The following is a 16924-nucleotide window of genomic DNA, read 5'->3' on the forward strand; positions in this document are numbered from 1 at the left end:
GATATGCCACGCGGCGCGCGCTCCCTTTCGTCATGTTCCGCCGCGCCCGCACGGCTTCTCTTCAAATCCCCCCGCCGCTCGGCTAAGCAATGACAAGCGGTGCGTGTATGGCGCCGGCCAAACCAGGATAGCGGAAGGAAGCGGGACATGGCGAACAGCGTTATGCCGCGTGTATTGCGTCGCGTGATCTTCGCCGGGGTGCTGGTGCTGGCGGGCTGTGCCGGACGGCTGGAAGGCGTGCTGGTGCCGAGCGGCGAGGCACCGCCGGGCGTTTCCAAGGTGGACCTGCTGGTCGCGACCACGCGTGCGCCGTCCAGCCAGCCCGGCGTGCTCTTCTCCGGCGAGCGCGGTTCGCAGCTCGAACTGCGCGACATCGCCGTCTCCATCCCGCCCGATGCCAATCGCAAGGTCGGCCAGGTGCAATGGCCGAAGAAGCTGCCGGCCGATCCGATGAAGGATTTCTCGACCGTCAGCGTCAAGCCCGTCGAAAGCGCGCGTGCGGCCCGCACATGGCTCGACCATAACCTGCCGAAGAGCCGGCGCGTGTTCGTCTTCGTGCATGGTTTCAACAACCGCTACGAGGATGCCGTCTATCGCTTCGCGCAGATCGTGCACGATTCGAAGACCGACGCCGCCCCCGTCATCTTCACCTGGCCCTCGCGCGCCAGCATCTTCGACTATTCCTACGACAAGGAAAGCACCAACTATTCGCGCGACGCGCTGGAGGAATTGCTGCGCGCGGCGGTCGATACGCCTGAGGTCGGCGAGATCACCATCATGGCCCATTCCATGGGCACCTGGCTTGCGGTGGAGACGCTGCGCCAGATGGCGATCCGCGACGGGCGCGTGCCGAAGAAGATCCAGCAGGTCATCCTCGCCTCGCCCGACCTCGACGTCGACGTCTTCGGCCAGCAGCTCCGCGCCATCGGGCCGGAAAGGCCCCAGTTCACGCTCTTCGTCTCGCGCGACGACCGGGCGCTGACGCTCTCGCGGCGCATCTCCGGCAATGTCGACCGCCTCGGCCAGATCAACCCGGCTGAAGAGCCCTACCGTAGCATGCTCGAAAAGCAGGGCATCACCGTGCTCGACCTGACGGCGCTGAAATCCGGCGACCGGCTCAACCATGGAAAATTCGCCGAAAGCCCGGAGGTCGTGCGCCTCATCGGCAACCGACTGATCGCCGGCCAGTCCGTCACGGATTCGCAGGTGGGTCTGGGCGAGCGGCTCGGTGCCGTCGCGCTCGGCACGGCCCAGACGGTCGGCAGCGCCGCGAGCATCGTGGTCTCGACCCCCATTGCCGTCTTCGACCCCGTGACGCGAAAGAACTACGACGACCAGTGGCGCCGCCTCGGCAACTCCGTCGAGGACACGACGATCACGGCCGTCGGACAATGAAAAAGGCGGCCCCCGGGCCGCCTTCTCCGTTTGCTGCGGGGGATTATCGCACCCAGATCACTTCGCGCGTGCCGCGGTCGACGAGGACGGGGCGCTGGTCGATATAGATATAGCCGTAGCTCGGGTTTTCCGGCACCTCGACGATCTGCACCGTGTCCGGGATCACCACCCCGGCCTCGACCGGCCCTTCCAGGACGACGGGATCGACCGGGTGGCGCTCGACATAGGTGATCGTCGCCTCGGGAATGTCGGGCGAAATGCTGCCGGTCGTCGTCTGGACGTCAGGCGCGTAGATCACCTGGCGGCTGTCGGTCCGCACGATGACCGGGCGGTTGTCGACATAGACATAGGCAAGGTCCGGGTGCCTGGGGATCGGCGTCAGCGTCACGGTATCGTCGAAGCGCGTATCGGCGCTGACCGGGCCTTCGAGGATCACGGGCGGCGTCGGGTTTTCCATGACGTAGACGCGGGCGTCGTCGGGAACGGCGGCTTCCGCGCCGATCGCAAAGCCCGCAACGCCGCCGACGACGGCGCCGATCGGCCCGCCGACCACGGCGCCCGCCGCGGCACCCGCGGCCCCGCCGGCAGCGCCGCCGAGAACTTCCTTGTCGCGATCGTCCGCATGGGCGGCGGTGGCGCCGATGAGTGCCAGGGCGGCACCGGCCATGAGAATCTTGCGCATGTTCTTCTCCTTCGAATATCGGGTTTCCCACCCCTTCGGCGGAGACAACGCCGCATGTCCGGACCGGTTCCCCGGCAAGGCCCGTCGGGCATCACGATGTGTAACGCCTGTTAACCGGCCCCCTCAGGCGATCTCGGGATCGCGCCGGGCGATCTCGTAGTCCTCGTTGTGCACCTGGAGACCTTCCGGCGTCACCACGACGATGCCGTAGGCGGCGGGCTCGTCGACGGAGAGCGAGGCGTTCGGCGTGTCGAAGGGCATCGGCTGCTGGTGCACCGGGCTCTTGAAGATCGAGAAGGGGATGCCGCGGTGCGAGCCGCCGATCGTCCGGTGCACATGGCCGGCGAAGATATGCCGGACATTGCCGTGCCTGAGGACGAGATCGTAGAATGCATCCTCGTTACCGAGACGGATGGCGTCCATGCCGGTGAAGCCCGTCTTGTGCGGCGGGTGATGCATGAAGACGAGCACCGGAAGGCCGTTCGCGCCGCCGAGAGCCCGGTCGAGCCAGGCGAGGCGCCTTTCGCAGAGATAGCCGGCATGGCTGAGCGGATAGTCGTAGGGCGGGGCGAAGAGCGTGTCGAGCAGCACGACGCGGCAGTCGGTAAAGTCGATTGCCTGCTGCACGAAGCCGTTCTCGTCCGGCTGCACATGGGAGAAGGTCTCGAGGAACCGGTCGCGATAGTCGTGGTTGCCGATGGTGATGGCGGCGGGCGGCACGAGCAGCGAGAGGAGATCGCGCAGCCGCTCGTAGGAGAGCGTATCGGCGCGATGCGTCAGGTCGCCGGTGAAGATCACCCGGTCGGCGTCCGCGTGATGGCGGTTGACGTGCTCGATGCCGGCTAGCAGCCGCCGGTAGGGATCGAGGCCGATGATCGTCGCGCCCTCGGGCACCATGTGCAGGTCGGTGAAGATGATGAGTTTGGTCATGAAGCTTCTCTTGGCGGGAAAGGGCGCGGACCCTGTTGTCGTAGCGCGCGAACCTGTCGCATGAAAAGCTGTTGGAACGTATGACGATCTGATATATCAGGGCTGGAAGCAGCCGGGCGGCCGGCGAGAACGGAGCATGTCGACATGAGATGGAAGCGCACGATCCAGTTGCTGGACGTTCATTGCGAGGGCGAGATCGGCAAGGTGGCGATCGGCGGCGTGCCGAAGATCCCCGGCAACACGATCGCCGAGCAGCTCAATCACATCAACACGGTGGACGACAGCCTGCGCCGCTTCCTGTGCCTGGAACCGCGCGCGGCGGCGACCGGCTCGGTCAACCTTCTGGTGCCGGCCAAGCGCCCCGAGGCCGATGCCGGCTTCATCATCCTGCAGGCCGACCAGGCGCATGCCTCCTCGGGCTCCAACTCGATCTGCGTCACCACGGCGCTGCTCGAATCGGGCATCGTCGAGATGAAGGAACCGGAAACGATCGTCGTGCTCGACACCGCCGCCGGTCTGGTCAAGGCGACGGCGACCTGCCGCGACGGGCGCTGCGAGAAGGTGAAGCTGACCATGGTGCCGTCCTTCGTGCAGGAACTGGACGTCGAGATCGACACGCCGCACTGGGGCCGCGTGCGCTTCGACATCTCCTATGGCGGAATCTTCTATGCGCTGGTCGATGTCGACCAGATCGGCACGAAGATCGAGAAGGCCAATGCCCGCGCGCTCGTTGATGCCGGCATGGCGCTGAAGGATCTCATCAACAAATCGATGACGATCGTGCATCCGGAAATCCCCGAGATCAACGGCGTCGCCTATGTCATGTTCCGCGACCGGGACCCGGACGGCCTCGTGCGCACCGCCACGACCATGTGGCCGGGCCGCGTCGACCGCTCGCCCTGCGGCACCGGCAACTCCGCCAACCTCGCCACGCTGCACGCCCGCGGCCTTGCGAAAGTGGGCGACACGTTCCGCTCGCGCTCGATCATCGGCTCCGAGTTCGAAGTGGGGCTGGAGGCCGAGACCGAGGTCGCCGGCCGCAAGGCGATCATTCCCACCATCACCGGCCGCGGCTGGACCTTCGGCCTGCACCAGATCGCGCTCGACCCGACCGATCCGCTGGCGAACGGCTTCGCCATGACGGACACCTGGGGTCCGCAGGCGGGCGAGATCCGCTAGCGCGAGGCATGTTGCTCTGCGACGGTGCCGGCGGCGGCACCGTCGCAGGCGTTTCCAGGAAAGGACGGGCGGGTGGCTTCTTGCCCGCACAAGGAGATCGTTCACAAAAATAGAACGATCTGTCGTCCGGGCGGCCGGCTAGTTTGACGCTGGAAAGCTGGTATTTCTGATCCATCGCAAACGACAGAGCCTCAGGAGCTTTTCATGCCACAGAACGCCGTCGTCCTCGTCGGACGCATCCTCCTCGCCCTCATGTTCATCACGTCGGGCTATCCCAAGCTCATCGATCCCGCGGGCACGGCGGGCATGATCGCCGGTGCGGGCCTTCCGGCCGCCACCGCGCTCGCCTATCTCGCCGGCATCTTCGAGCTGGTCGCCGGCCTCTTCATCCTCGTCGGCTTCCAGACGAAGATCACCGCCTATCTTCTCGCCGCCTTCTGCGTCTTCACCGGCCTCGTCTTCCATAGCGGCGCGATCAACGTGCCGGACTTCCCGGAAGGCGCCAACGGCCTGCTGACCATGTTCAACGGCCTGATGATGTGGAAGAACATCACGATTGCCGGCGGCTTCCTCGTGCTCGCCGCCTTCGGCCCGGGCTCCATCTCGCTCGACGCCCGCCGCGCCGCAGCCTGAATATCGGCAAAGTCCCGATCCTCCCGAAACCCTTCCCGGCCTGCCGGGGAGGGTTTTTCCGTGTCCGGGCCGCCCATGCGCTGGAAAGCCGCCGCTCTTGCTGCTATGCGCAGGCAAGACAGTCATGCGGGAGATGCCGATGTTTTCCAATTCCTTTCCGGACAGAGACGTGATGGCGGAGCTGATGGCCCGCATGCTGTGGGAGATCAGGGCGGTGCATTTCCGCCCGGAAGAGCCCTACAAGCTCGCCTCCGGCATGGCATCCCCCGTCTACATGGACTGCCGCAAGCTGCTCTCCTATCCGCGCATCCGCTCGGCGATCATGGATTTCGCGGCCGCGACCATCACCCGCAATGCCGGCTTCGAGCGTTTCGACGTGATTGCCGGCGGCGAGACGGCCGGCATTCCCTTCGCCGCGCTCCTCGCCGACCGCCTCGGCCTGCCGATGATCTATGTGCGCAAGAAGCCGAAGGGCCACGGCCGCAACGCCCAGATCGAGGGCGTGATGGCCGAGGGCGCGCGCGTCCTCGTCATCGAAGACCTCGTGACGGTCGGCGGTTCCATGTTCACCTTCATCGATGCAATCCGCGCCGCCGGCGGCGTGGTCGAGCACGGCATGTCGCTCTTCTACTACGGCATCTTCAAGGAGGCCGAGGCGCGCTATGCCAATGGCGGCGTGACGCTGCACCATGTCGCCACCTGGCGCGACGTGCTGGCCGTCGCCCGGCGGGAAAAGCTCTTCGACGACGCGACGCTCGCCTCCGTCGCGGCTTTCTTCGATGCGCCGCTCGCCTGGTCCGCCGCTCATGGCGGCGTGGCGGAACTGCCCACGTCGTAAAGCCTCTGGCGCTTTCCGTCGAGATCGTTTAAATCGATTGAAAATCGATTGGAGGAAGGTTCATGATCCTGTGTTGTGGTGAAGCGCTGATCGACATGCTGCCGCGGACGACGACGCTCGGCGAAGATGCCTATGCGCCCTACGCGGGCGGGGCCATCTTCAATACGGCGATCGCGCTCGGTCGCCTCGGCGTTCCCGCAGGCTTCTTCACCGGCCTTTCCGACGACATGATGGGCGACATCCTGCGCAAGACGCTGGGCGAAAGCGGCGTCGACTACAGCTACTGCGCCACGCTCTCGCGCCCCACCACCGTCGCCTTCGTCAAGCTCGTCGACGGCCACGCGACCTACGCCTTCTACGACGAGGGCACCGCCGGCCGCATGATCACCGAGGCCGAGCTTCCGGCGCTGGGCGAGGACTGCGAGGCCCTGCATTTCGGCGCGATCAGCCTCATCCCCGAGCCCTGCGGCTCCACCTACGAAGCGCTGCTGCGGCGCGAGCACGACAGGCGCGTCATCTCGCTCGACCCGAACATCCGCCCCGGCTTCATCAAGGACAAGGACGCCCATATGGCGCGCATCCGGCGAATGGCGGCCATGGCCGACATCGTCAAGTTCTCCGACGAGGATCTCGCCTGGTTCGGCCTCGAAGGCGACGAGGACGCCCTTGCCCGCCACTGGCTGCATCACGGTGCAAAGCTCGTCGTCGTCACGCGCGGCGCGGAAGGTGCGGTCGGCTACACGGCAGGCCACAAGGTCACGGTGCCGAGCGAACGCGTGACGGTCGTCGATACGGTCGGCGCGGGCGATACCTTCGATGCGGGCGTGCTGGCCTCGCTGAAGATGCAGAACCTGCTCACCAAGGAGCAGGTGGCACGGCTCTCCGAAGAGCAGATCGCCAGGGCGCTCGCCCTCGGCGCAAGCGCCGCCGCCGTCACCGTCTCACGCGCCGGCGCCAACCCGCCCTGGGCAAGGGAGATCGGCCTCGCCTGAGGCTTTCACGCGCCTGTCATTGCGGCATGGTCAAAGGGACCATGCTCGAAGACACCGCCCCTGATTCGCACTCGCCCGCCCGGCCCGGTGACCGGGCACCCACCGTCCTCGTCGTCACGGACGCCTGGCGGCCGCAGCTCAACGGCGTGGTGCACACGCTGGAGGAGCTCGCCCGCTCCGCGGCGGAGGAGGGCGTCGATGTCGTCTTCCTGACGCCGGAGAAGTTCGCGACGGTGCCGCTGCCGTCCTATCCGGAAATCCGCCTCGCCATCGCCTCGAAGCGCCGCGTGCTGGCCGAGATCGAGGCGGTCGCGCCGGACTATATCCACATCTCCACGGAAGGCCCGCTCGGCATGGCGGCGCGGCGCGCCTGCCTTGCGCGCCGGCTGCCCTTCACCACGGCCTACCACACGCGCTTTCCCGAATTCATCAGCGCGCGCCTGCCGATCCCGGAAAGCTGGAGCTACTGGTGGCTGCGGCGCTTCCACAATTCCGGCGAGGGCATGATGGTGGCGACGCGGTCGCTCGGCGCGGAAATGGCGGCGCGCGGCTTCGTGCGCATCAAGCGCTGGTCGCGCGGGGTCGATACCAAGCTGTACGATCCGGCACGGCGCCGCGACCTCGGCCTGCCGCGGCCGGTCTTCCTCAATGTCGGGCGCGTGGCGGTGGAAAAGAACCTGCCGGCCTTCCTCGACCTCGACCTGCCCGGCAGCAAGGTCGTCGTCGGCGACGGGCCGGACCTTGCCATGCTGCGCCAGCGCTATCCGGACGCGCATTTCCTCGGCCGCAGGACCGGCGAGGAGCTGGCGACGATCTACGCCTCGGCCGATGTCTTCGTCTTTCCGAGCCGCACCGACACGTTCGGCAATGTCATGCTGGAGGCGCTGGCAAGCGGCGTTCCCGTCGCCGCCTTTCCCGTCACCGCCCCGCGCGACGTGCTGGGCGAGGCGGGCGCGCTGTCGGAAGACCTGCGCGCGGCGGCGCTCGCCGCGCTCGACATCCCCGGCGATGTCGCCCGCAGCCGCGCCATGACCTATAGCTGGCGCGCCTGCGCCCGCGAATTCCTCGGAAACCTCGCCCGCGTGCCGCGCGATGCTTTCGCGGCACGCCGCCTCGGCCTTCGCTGAAGCCTACGTCGCCGCCTTCAGCAGCGCCGCGACGAGCCCGGCCGTCGAGGAATCGTGCCCCGCCGCGCTCTCCTTGCCTTCCACCACGGGCAGGAGGCCCGTCGCCAGTTCCTTGCCGAGCTCCACGCCCCACTGGTCGAAGGAATTGATGTTGAAGAGCACGCCCTCGACGAAGACGCGGTGCTCGTAGAGCGCGATGAGCCGGCCGAGCGCGAAGGGCGTCAGGCTGTCATAGACCATGGTGATCGAGGGGCGGTTGCCGGAGAAGACGCGGTGCGGCGCGATCCTGTCGGCCTTCGCTTCGTCCATGCCCTTGGCGGTGAGCTGCGCCTTCGCCTCTTCGAGCGTGCGGCCCTTCATCAGCGCTTCGGACTGCGCCAGGCAATTGGCGATGAGGAGCTGGTGCTGGTGGCGCAGGGTCTTCTCGTGGCCGTTGGCCGCGATCATGAATTCGGCCGGGATGATCGCCGTGCCCTGGTGGATGAGCTGGTAGAAAGCGTGCTGGCCGTTTGTGCCGGGCTCGCCCCAGACGACCGGGCCGGTTTCGCCCTCGACCTGCGTCGAATCCATGGTGACGGACTTGCCGTTCGATTCCATGTCGAGCTGCTGGAGATAGGCCGGGAAGCGCGACAGGCGCTGGTCATAGGGCAGGATCGCGCGCGAGGGATAGCCCAGCACGTTGCGATGGTAGTAGCCGATCAGCCCGAGCAGCATGGGGATATTCTCCCGCACGGGCGCGCTTCGGAAATGGGTGTCGACGGCATGGCCGCCGGCAAGGAACGCGGCAAAGTCCTCTTTGCCGATGGCGATCATCAGCGGCAGGCCGATGGCCGACCAGATCGAGTAGCGCCCGCCGACCCAGTCCCAGAAGCCGAAGACGCGGGCCGCGTCGATGCCGAAGGCCGCGACCTTGTCCAGCGCGGTGGAGACCGCGCAGAAATGGCTGCCGACGGCGGCATCGCCGAGCGTCTCGACGATGAAGGCGCGGGCCGTCGCGGCATTGGTCATCGTCTCGATGGTGGTGAAGGTCTTGGACGCGACGATGAAGAGCGTCGTCTCCGCATCCAGCAGCTTCAGCGTATCGGCGATATGCGCGCCGTCGATATTGGAGACGAAGTGCAGGCGCGGGCCGTCATGGTAGGGCGCCAGCGCCAGCGTCGCCATGACCGGGCCGAGGTCGGAGCCGCCGATGCCGATATTGACGACATCGGTGATCTTCCTGCCCGTCGCGCCCTTGAGTGCGCCCGAGCGGATGCCGTCGGCGAACTTGCCCATGGCCTCCAGCACCGCATTGACGTCCGGCATGACGTCCTTGCCATCGACGAGAACGGGCGTGTTGGCGCGGTTGCGCAGCGCGGTGTGCAGCACGGCGCGCTCTTCGGTGATGTTGATGATCTCGCCGGCGAACATGGCGTCGCGCTTCTTCTCGACGCCGGCATCCTTCGCCAGCGCCACAAGCGTCTCCAGCACGGCGTCGTTCACCGCGCATTTCGAATAGTCGAAGAGAAGGTCGTCGAGCGTTGCGCTATAGCGCGAGAACCGCTTCGGATCGGCCGCGAAGGCCGCCCTGATGTCTGTGGCGTTGGTATCGCGGACGATGGATTTCAGCTTTTCGACAAGCGGCTTCATCGGCGTCTTCCCTTGGCTTTGGACGATGCCGCTAGCTAGTCGCTTTGGCACCAGCAAATCAAGACCGCAAGTGTCCTCCGATCGAAAAAATTAAATCGGTTTAACCGCTGGTGTCCTCAGCCTCGGAGGTCCTTGCGCAGGATCTTGCCGACGTTGGATTTCGGCAGTTCGGTGCGGAATTCGACGAATTTCGGCCGCTTGTAGTTGGTGAGGCTTGCCGCGCAATGGGCCTTCACGTCCGCCTCCGTTAGCGCCGGGTCCTTCTTCACGACGAAGAGCTTGACCGCCTCGCCGGAATGCTCGTCCGGCACGCCGATCGCCGCGCATTCCAGGATGCCGGGATGCGACATCGCCACCTCCTCCACCTCGTTGGGGAAGACGTTGAAACCGGAGACGAGGATCATGTCCTTCTTGCGGTCGACGATCTTGGTATAGCCCTGCGCCGTCATGAAGCCGATGTCGCCGGAGCGGAAGAAGCCGTCCGGTGTCATCACCTTCGCCGTCTCGTCCGGGCGCTGCCAGTAGCCGGCCATCACCTGCGGGCCGCGGATGCAGATTTCGCCGACCTCGCCGAGCGCCAGCGTCTTGCCGTCGTCGTCGCGGATCTCGATGTCGGTCGAGGGCAGCGGCAGGCCGATGGTGCCGGTGAATTCCGGCTTGTCGAAGCGGTTGGCGGTCGCCACCGGCGAGGTCTCCGAAAGCCCGTAGCCCTCGGTGATCGCGCAGCCCGTAATGCTCTGCCAGCGCTCTGCGACCGGGCGCTGCACGGCCATGCCGCCGCCGAGCGTCAGCACGAGCTCGGAAAGGTCGAGCCTGGAGAAGTCCGGATTGTTCATCAGCGCGTTGAACAGCGTGTTGAGGCCGGGGAAGATATGGACGCGGTACTTCGCCAGTTCCTTCACGAAGGCGGGAATGTCGCGCGGATTGGCGATCAGCACGTTGTGGCCGCCGAGCGCGATGCCCATCAGCCCGTTCACCGTCAGCGCGAAGATGTGGTAGAGCGGCAGCGCGCAGACGAAGACGAGCTGTTCCGGCCGCTTCTTGATCGTGAAGGTCGGCTCGATCCACAGCTTGATCTGCTCCATGTTGGAGAGCAGGTTCGCATGGGTGAGGGTGGCGCCCTTGGAAACGCCCGTCGTGCCGCCGGTATATTGCAGGAAGGCCGTGTCGCCGGGCGCGATGCTGACGGGCCTTGCGGTGCTGCGCGCGCCCTCGGCCATGACCTGGCGGAAGGGAACGTGGCCCGGCAGCGACCAAGCCGGCACGAGCTTCTTCACCTTGCGCACGACGAGGTTGACGATCAGGCCCTTCAGGCCGAGCATGTCGCCCATCGTGGCGACCACGACATGCTTCAACGCCGTGCGGGAGACGACCTGCGCCACGGTGCCGGCGAAATTCTCCAGCACGAACAGCGCCTTGGCGCCAGCGTCCCTGAGCTGGTGCTCCAGTTCGCGGGGCGTATAGAGCGGATTGACGTTCACCACGACGAGGCCGGCGCGCAGGATGCCGAAGATGATGACCGGGTTCTGCAGGATGTTCGGCATCATCACGGCGACGCGGTCGCCCTTTTCCAGCCCGCGCGCCTGCAGCCAGGCCGCGACCCTTGCGGAAGCCGCTTCGAAATCACGGAAGGTTAGCGTCTTGCCCATGCTGGTGAAGGCCGGGCGGTCGGCGAACTCGGCGCAGCAGCTTTCCACGAGCGCGCCGATGGAGGTGTGGCGCAGCGGCGCGATCTCCGGCGCCATGCCGTCCGGATAGGAGGCGAGCCAGAAGCGGCCGGACGGCGCGGTGGACGGGTGCATCTGTGAGACCGACATATGTGCTCCTCCTCGTTGGGCGCGGGCATCCCTCGTCCCGCCGCAGCGAAAGGTCCTCCAACCGTCCGATGCGGACAAGATGATGCTTTTGATAGGCGCCATCAAGGGACATCGCTATATTACATTGACGTAAACGTCAATAATCCGGTCGGCGGCCGGCGGCTTTTTCGCGCAGCGGGCGGGCTGCGGCGTCTCATCGCGCGCGGGCCGCAAAAAACGCGTATATGTTTAACATTCTTCAGTTAGACCTTATCTTGTAGGTCCGGCGCGGACGCCGGACCAGGAGTGGACGAGTTTGTTGCATCAGGAACATCGCAAAAATGAGCCCCGGCTACTGGGCGCGGCGCGCCAGAGCGGCGCGGCGCTCATATCCCCGATCTCGGCGGCGCGCTGGCTCCTCGTGCTCATCGTCTTCGCCGGCATCTATTTCTTCCACGGCTTCGTCGTGCCGGTGCTCGCCGCCCTGGTCATCGCCTTTGCGAGCTGGCCGCTCTATGTGCGCCTGCTGGCGCAGGTGAACGGCAACCGCACGCTTGCCGCCTCCATCGCCATCCTGCTCATCCTCGCCTTCATCGTCGGGCCGATCGTGATCGCCTCGACCTATGCGCTGCACGAGATCCGCGACTGGATCGGCTGGGCGGTCGAGACGAACCGCACCGGCGCGCCGACGCCGGAATGGATCGGCGCCCTGCCGGTCATCGGCGGCTGGCTCGACATGCAGTGGACGCGCTTCCTCGATCATCCCGGCGCGATCGGCGAACTGACGCAGATCGTCAGCGGCGCCAATATCGGCAATATCTACCGCGTCGCGCTGGCGGCCGGCGGCAAGGCGTTCAACCTCCTGCTCGCCATGCTCTTCATGCTGATCGCGCTCTTCTTCATCTACCGCGACGGCCAGTCCTTCGCCGGCCAGGTGGACCGGCTCGGCGAGCGTATCCTGCCGATGCGCTGGGAGCGCATCTCCCGCATCGTGCCGGCGACGATCAGCTCGACCGTCACCGGCATGACGCTGATCGCCATCGGCGAGGGCATCGTCCTCGGCGTCGCCTACTGGATCGCCGGCGTGCCTTCGGCCGTCACGCTCGGCGTCCTGACGGGCGTCATGGCGCTGTTTCCCGGCGGCGCGCCGCTCTCCTTCACGCTGGTGTCGCTCTATCTCGTCTCCAGCGGCTCGCCCGTGGCGGGCCTCGCCCTCTTCGCCTGGGGCTCGGTGGAGCTTTTCATCGTCGACAAGACGCTGCGCCCGCGTCTCGTCGGCGGCCCGATCAAGCTGCCCTTCCTGCCCACCTTCTTCGGCCTGATCGGCGGCGTGAAGACCATGGGCTTCCTCGGCCTGTTCATCGGCCCCGTCCTCATGGCCCTGCTCGTCGCCATCTGGCGCGAATGGATCCGCGAGGTCGAAGCGACCGAGCCCGCACCGCCGATCCTTCTCGACCATCATACCGAACCGCCCGACCAGGAACGAAACGTCGGCTGAGCGAGCCGCCCTCAGAGCGCCTCGAGGAACGCCACCAGCGCCCGCCTCTCGCGCTGCGTCAGCGGGAAGGGCTCGAGGAACGGCGATGTCATGCCGGCATAGGGCATCAGCGGATTGGCCTCTTCGCTTTCGTTGCGCGGGCGCGTCCGCCCGCCGCCGACCTGGTAGAAGATGACGGTGCGTCTGAGGTCGCGGATGATCCCGTTGTGCATGTAGGGCGCGGTCCGCGAGACATGGCGCAGGCTGGGTGTCCGGAAGCGCCCGACATCCAGCAGCCTGTCGGTGACGGCATAGCGGCCGACATCCTCGCGCGGGCGGCCGAGCAGGGAAAGGCCGAGATTGTGGAACTTGTTGTCGGTCAGCAGCGGACCGTTGTGACAGTTCGCGCAGCCGCCCTTCGTCCGGAAGATATGCATGCCCCAGATCTGCTCGTCATTCAGCGCGTCATGCCGGCCCGACAGGAACCGGTCGAGGACGGTCGGCTCCTCCAGCGTCCGCTGGAAGGCCGCGATCGCATCGGTCACGTCCTCGATCGCCGGGCTGGATACGTTGTAGACCGAGCGAAACGCGTCCCGATAATCCGGCCGCGCGCCGATGCGTTCGACCACGGTGGCAAGGTCGTGGTTCGCCATTTCGCGCTGGTCCGTCAGCGGCAGGAGCGCCTGGTCTTCGAGCGTGTCCGCACGTCCGTCCCAGAAGAGCGGCGAGCGCAGGCCGGCGTTGAAGAGGGGCGGGGCGTTGCGCTTGCCCTTCGCGCGGTCATGGCCGAAGGAGGTCTGCAGGCCGTCGCCCCATCCAAGCTCGCGATTGTGACAGCTCTGGCAGGCGATCTGCCCGGACCGGGACAGGAGGGGATCGGTGAAGAGCTTGAATCCGAGCCGCGCCTTTTCGAGGTCCTTGCCCTTCGGCCGCGGCGGGATCGGTAGCGGCGCGAACTCCTGCGCCTCGATCCCCGGGAAAAGCCGCATGGGCGGAAACGCCTCGACCGGCTGCCGGTAGGCCGCCGCAAGGATCGCAAGGTCCTGATCGGACGGCTCTCCCGGGAACGCGGCGAGCAGCGCTTGCCGGCGCTGCTCGAATGCCCGTTCTTCCAGTGTCGCAAGTCGCACCAGGCGGATCGCATCCCGCCCCCTGGCGGCCTCGTAGAGCGAGGCTGCCAGGATGACCGAGAGGCCGACCGCCCAGAAGGCGATGAGCAATCTGAACTGTATCTTCATCAGAACGTCGCCTTGGCGCCTAACCAGATGCTCCGGCCGGGAATCCAGGGCTGCGTCGCCGTGGAAATCTTGTTGCCGGTTTCGTTGAACATGTTCTGGACCTTCATTTCGAATTCAAGCGACCCGTACTCGGATTCCACGGCCTTGTACGTCGTGTTGAGGTCGAACGTCGCGACGGGCCTGAAATGGAAGTCCTCGTATATGTCGTGGAGCATGCCCAAGCCTTCCGAACCGGCCGGCAACCGGCATTTTGCGGCAGCGCTCGTCGAGGGCGTGCAGGTCGTGTCCGTCGCGCGGGCGCCGTCATAGGAGAAGTTGAGGTTTCCCGAAAGACCCACGGTCAGCCGCTCGTCGAGAAAGGTCGTCACCAGATCGACGGAGGTCCTGACCGGAATGTCCATGTTTCCCGTCGCCATGGCGAATTCACCGAGTGAATAGGAAGCGTCGTTGTACCAGATGCGGGTATCGGTCGGGTCGTCGAAATAGCCGTTCGAGGTCGTGCGCTGCTTGGACCATGTAAGGCTACCCGACAGGCGGACGGTATCCATGTGCCCCTCGTTCACCGCCCATGTCTTGCCGTATTCGATGCTGGCCGACTGGTACTGCGAGTCCCCGTCATTGGTGAGTGCCATGACGGTGCTCGTTGAGGCGGCGGACTTCAGATACTGGTCCTTGCCCTGCCGCAGGAGATAGCGTACGCGCAGGTCCCCATCCAGCCATGGATCCGTCCATTTGACGGCAGCCGTGAACTCGTCCGTATAAGGCGTGTCGAGGTCGAGGCCGGAGAACGTGTAGTACCGCTGCGTACCGGCTCCGGCCCAATTGGAGACGACACCCGCCGAATTGTGCGAACGATTGTAGGCGCGCGATATCGGCTGGCCGTCGCGGATGGCATAATAAATCGAATTCGCATTGTAGTAGCGATTGAAGCCGGCAACGAAATCAAGGTCTTCGGTCGGCGAGACCGTCGCCGTCAATCGTGGTGCGAGATTGAGGTTGCCGAAGAAATCCTCATAGCTGAGACGAAGACCTGCGCGGATATTGAGCCAGTTCCACGTCTGGTCGACTTCCGCATACATGTCGAGGGCATTGATAGACGCTTGGTTGTGGTACGCGGAGGTAACGATTTTGGTCTTCGCATATTGCTCGCGAGAGCAGGCAACATCGCCGGGCGCGCAGATGAACGAGGAGACGAGCGGCGTGTTCAGCAGGGTATTGTTCGCAGAGTAGGACGTATATTCTTCTGCCTCACGATACGCGTCGATCCTCCTGTAATCGAAACCGGCGGCGAACGTCCCGGCGAGGATATCGCCCTCGACGTCGGACTTGAAGCCGGCTTCCTCCTGGCCCTGCCTCTTGTTGCCGTAACCGCCCTCGCGGCAAAGCTGCGCGGTGCCGGTCAGGCCGGACGGGAGCGGAATCCGGCACCAGGAGAGCAGACTCGGATCGGTTGAGTAGAACCATTTCGTTGGATCCGTGACCGAAACGCCGGTGCGCGCCCAGACGGTCCGGTAGATCGTCTCGTTTTCCCCGCCGTCGTTCTCCGTTCGGGACTTGTTGAAATAGGCTCTGCTGTCGATCTTCACATTGGCGAGCCCGAGTGGCTCGTAAACGGCGGTATCAAGATCCTTTTCCCATCGGAGCTGGCCGGTGAAGCCCTTGTTGCGGGCCATGATCTGGGTATCTCGATAGAAGTAACCGTCCCACTCCTGCTCGTAGTCCGTATAGGACCCTTCGAGCGTGAACAGCCCGAGATCGGTATCGTGCTTGCTTGCGAGACGGTAGAAATTGTTGAGCGAGAACTCGTCGGCTATCTGGCTGTAGTACCGGTAGTCCTTCACCTTGTTGGTGTCGCCTCCGGAGCGGCTGTACTGGCCGAGGATCGCCCAGGTGTCCGTCAGGGGAACGTTGACCTGCGCGGACGTCTTGTACCGGAAGAATTCCGGGGGCGGGTTGTTCTGGGGGTTGAGGCCGTCCTTCGTTCCCAGGACAAAGCTCGTCGTGTCGTCGCTCTCGAAGCCGTAGCTGAGCGAGCCGGTCACTTTCTCGGCTTGCGGCTTGGTCAACGTGTAGTCGACGACGCCGCCCTGGAACTGCCCGTAACGCGCCGAGACGTTGCTGTCCAGCACGGTGGCCTTGTCGAGGAAGTCCGCCGGCACGAAGACGGTCTGCGAATGGAGCCCGAACACTTCGTTGATGTTGGGGGTATTTTCATAGCTTCCAAGCGAGCCGCCGAAGGGGTCCTGCGAACCCGTGACATTGTTGATCCCGATTCCATTAAGGATGAAGTTGTTCTCGTAGACCTTGCCGCCGGAGATCGACACTTCGAGCGGGCGCAGGTTGATCATGTCCTGGCCGTCGACCCCAGCGCTGTTGTCGGAATCGTTCTGGTACTGAACGTTGGGAAGGTTGCGCAGGATCGAGTTGGCGTCGCCGATGCCGCTGGCCTTGTTCATGATGACGACGCTTTCGAGCGAGGTCGTCCCCGTGTCGGACGTCGCCTTGCCGCCAAGGCTCAGCCACAGGGGGCGAAGCTTGACGACGATCTGCTCGAGCACCGTGGGTTTTTCAGGCGCGGCCTTCTCCTGCTGGGCACTTGCCGGAGAAATGAAAGCGATGCCGATTGCGATCGAAAGCAGGCACGCGGCGGCATTCGCCACGCGCGGTGACGTCCGTCGGTTCGGATACATGACTGAAATCCCTCCAGAAAGTGCAGCGCGCGGGCGCCGTGGAGGTTCGATAATAAAACACGACATAAAGAGTCAAGTTTTTATTGCGCCAAATATGACGATTCTCATTCGTACTGCGTTTTTGCACCGTTTCGGCGCAATTGCGCGTATGCGCCGCTTAGACCACCTGCTGATGACCAGGCGATCGCCGGGGATGCGCACCTGCTCTGGTCCTGTGGCCTGACGGACGCAGGGCGGTCATGTCGCTAAGCTAAATTCCAGGGCGAACCGGAAGCGTCGGCGGTTATGACAATGCCCTCGCTGAAACGATCAACGGCC

13 protein-coding genes are annotated in these 16924 nt (G+C 65.2%); 7 read left to right on the forward strand and 6 right to left on the reverse strand.

Features of this window, described 5'->3' with window-relative positions; all coding sequences use genetic code 11:
- Positions 1 to 147: 147 nt before the first annotated feature.
- Positions 148 to 1395, forward strand: coding sequence for an alpha/beta hydrolase (locus L0976_RS20590; RefSeq protein WP_234189107.1), 1248 nt, complete (start codon positions 148 to 150; stop codon positions 1393 to 1395).
- 43 nt (positions 1396 to 1438) lie between these two features.
- Here L0976_RS20590 and L0976_RS20595 read toward each other — a convergent pair whose 3' ends face one another.
- Together L0976_RS20595 and L0976_RS20600 are read right to left on the reverse strand one after the other, a co-directional pair.
- Positions 1439 to 2077 (reverse strand): DUF1236 domain-containing protein, encoded by a 639-nt coding sequence (locus tag L0976_RS20595; protein ID WP_234189108.1) that lies wholly within the window; start codon positions 2075 to 2077, stop codon positions 1439 to 1441.
- 123 nt (positions 2078 to 2200) lie between these two features.
- A complete protein-coding gene (locus tag L0976_RS20600; protein WP_234189109.1) occupies positions 2201 to 3007 on the reverse strand; it encodes a phosphodiesterase in 807 nt (268 codons plus the stop codon).
- 144 nt (positions 3008 to 3151) lie between these two features.
- Here L0976_RS20600 and L0976_RS20605 point away from each other — a divergent pair, with 144 nt between their 5' ends.
- The 5 genes from L0976_RS20605 (at position 3152) to L0976_RS20625 (ending at position 7776) form a co-directional block, all read left to right on the forward strand.
- On the forward strand, positions 3152 to 4186 hold the full coding sequence (locus L0976_RS20605) for a proline racemase family protein (RefSeq protein ID WP_234189110.1): 1035 nt from the start codon (positions 3152 to 3154) through the stop codon (positions 4184 to 4186).
- A 204-nt stretch (positions 4187 to 4390) separates the two neighbouring features.
- Positions 4391 to 4819: a DoxX family protein gene (locus L0976_RS20610; protein ID WP_203317371.1), complete on the forward strand. Its 429-nt coding sequence runs from the start codon at positions 4391 to 4393 to the stop codon at positions 4817 to 4819.
- Positions 4820 to 4958: 139 nt separating this feature from the next.
- Entirely contained in the window at positions 4959 to 5657 is a 699-nt protein-coding gene (locus L0976_RS20615) for an orotate phosphoribosyltransferase (protein ID WP_234189111.1), read from the forward strand.
- A 62-nt stretch (positions 5658 to 5719) separates the two neighbouring features.
- Positions 5720 to 6649, forward strand: coding sequence for a carbohydrate kinase (locus L0976_RS20620; RefSeq protein ID WP_234189112.1), 930 nt, complete (start codon positions 5720 to 5722; stop codon positions 6647 to 6649).
- A gap of 41 nt (positions 6650 to 6690) precedes the next feature.
- Positions 6691 to 7776, forward strand: a complete 1086-nt coding sequence (locus tag L0976_RS20625; RefSeq protein WP_234189113.1) for a glycosyltransferase family 1 protein — start codon at positions 6691 to 6693, stop codon at positions 7774 to 7776.
- Between the two features lie 3 nt (positions 7777 to 7779).
- Here L0976_RS20625 and pgi read toward each other — a convergent pair whose 3' ends face one another.
- Together pgi and L0976_RS20635 are read right to left on the reverse strand one after the other, a co-directional pair.
- Complete coding sequence (gene pgi, locus L0976_RS20630) at positions 7780 to 9405, reverse strand: glucose-6-phosphate isomerase (protein WP_234189114.1); 1626 nt, start codon at positions 9403 to 9405, stop codon at positions 7780 to 7782.
- Positions 9406 to 9521: 116 nt separating this feature from the next.
- A complete protein-coding gene (locus L0976_RS20635; RefSeq protein WP_234189115.1) occupies positions 9522 to 11222 on the reverse strand; it encodes a long-chain fatty acid--CoA ligase in 1701 nt (566 codons plus the stop codon).
- Positions 11223 to 11556: 334 nt separating this feature from the next.
- Between L0976_RS20635 and L0976_RS20640 the strand changes: the two genes are divergently transcribed.
- Positions 11557 to 12699 (forward strand): AI-2E family transporter, encoded by a 1143-nt coding sequence (locus tag L0976_RS20640; RefSeq protein ID WP_370643758.1) that lies wholly within the window; start codon positions 11557 to 11559, stop codon positions 12697 to 12699.
- 11 nt (positions 12700 to 12710) lie between these two features.
- Here L0976_RS20640 and L0976_RS20645 read toward each other — a convergent pair whose 3' ends face one another.
- Together L0976_RS20645 and L0976_RS20650 are read right to left on the reverse strand one after the other, a co-directional pair.
- Positions 12711 to 13916: a cytochrome-c peroxidase gene (locus L0976_RS20645; RefSeq protein ID WP_234189116.1), complete on the reverse strand. Its 1206-nt coding sequence runs from the start codon at positions 13914 to 13916 to the stop codon at positions 12711 to 12713.
- Positions 13916 to 16606: a hypothetical protein gene (locus L0976_RS20650; protein WP_234189117.1), complete on the reverse strand. Its 2691-nt coding sequence runs from the start codon at positions 16604 to 16606 to the stop codon at positions 13916 to 13918. The genes L0976_RS20645 and L0976_RS20650 overlap by 1 nt, the downstream gene beginning before the upstream one ends.
- Between the last annotated feature and the right edge of the window lie 318 nt (positions 16607 to 16924).

The sequence above is a fragment of the Shinella sp. NM-101 genome, assembly GCF_021401195.1.
Taxonomy (GTDB): domain Bacteria; phylum Pseudomonadota; class Alphaproteobacteria; order Rhizobiales; family Rhizobiaceae; genus Shinella.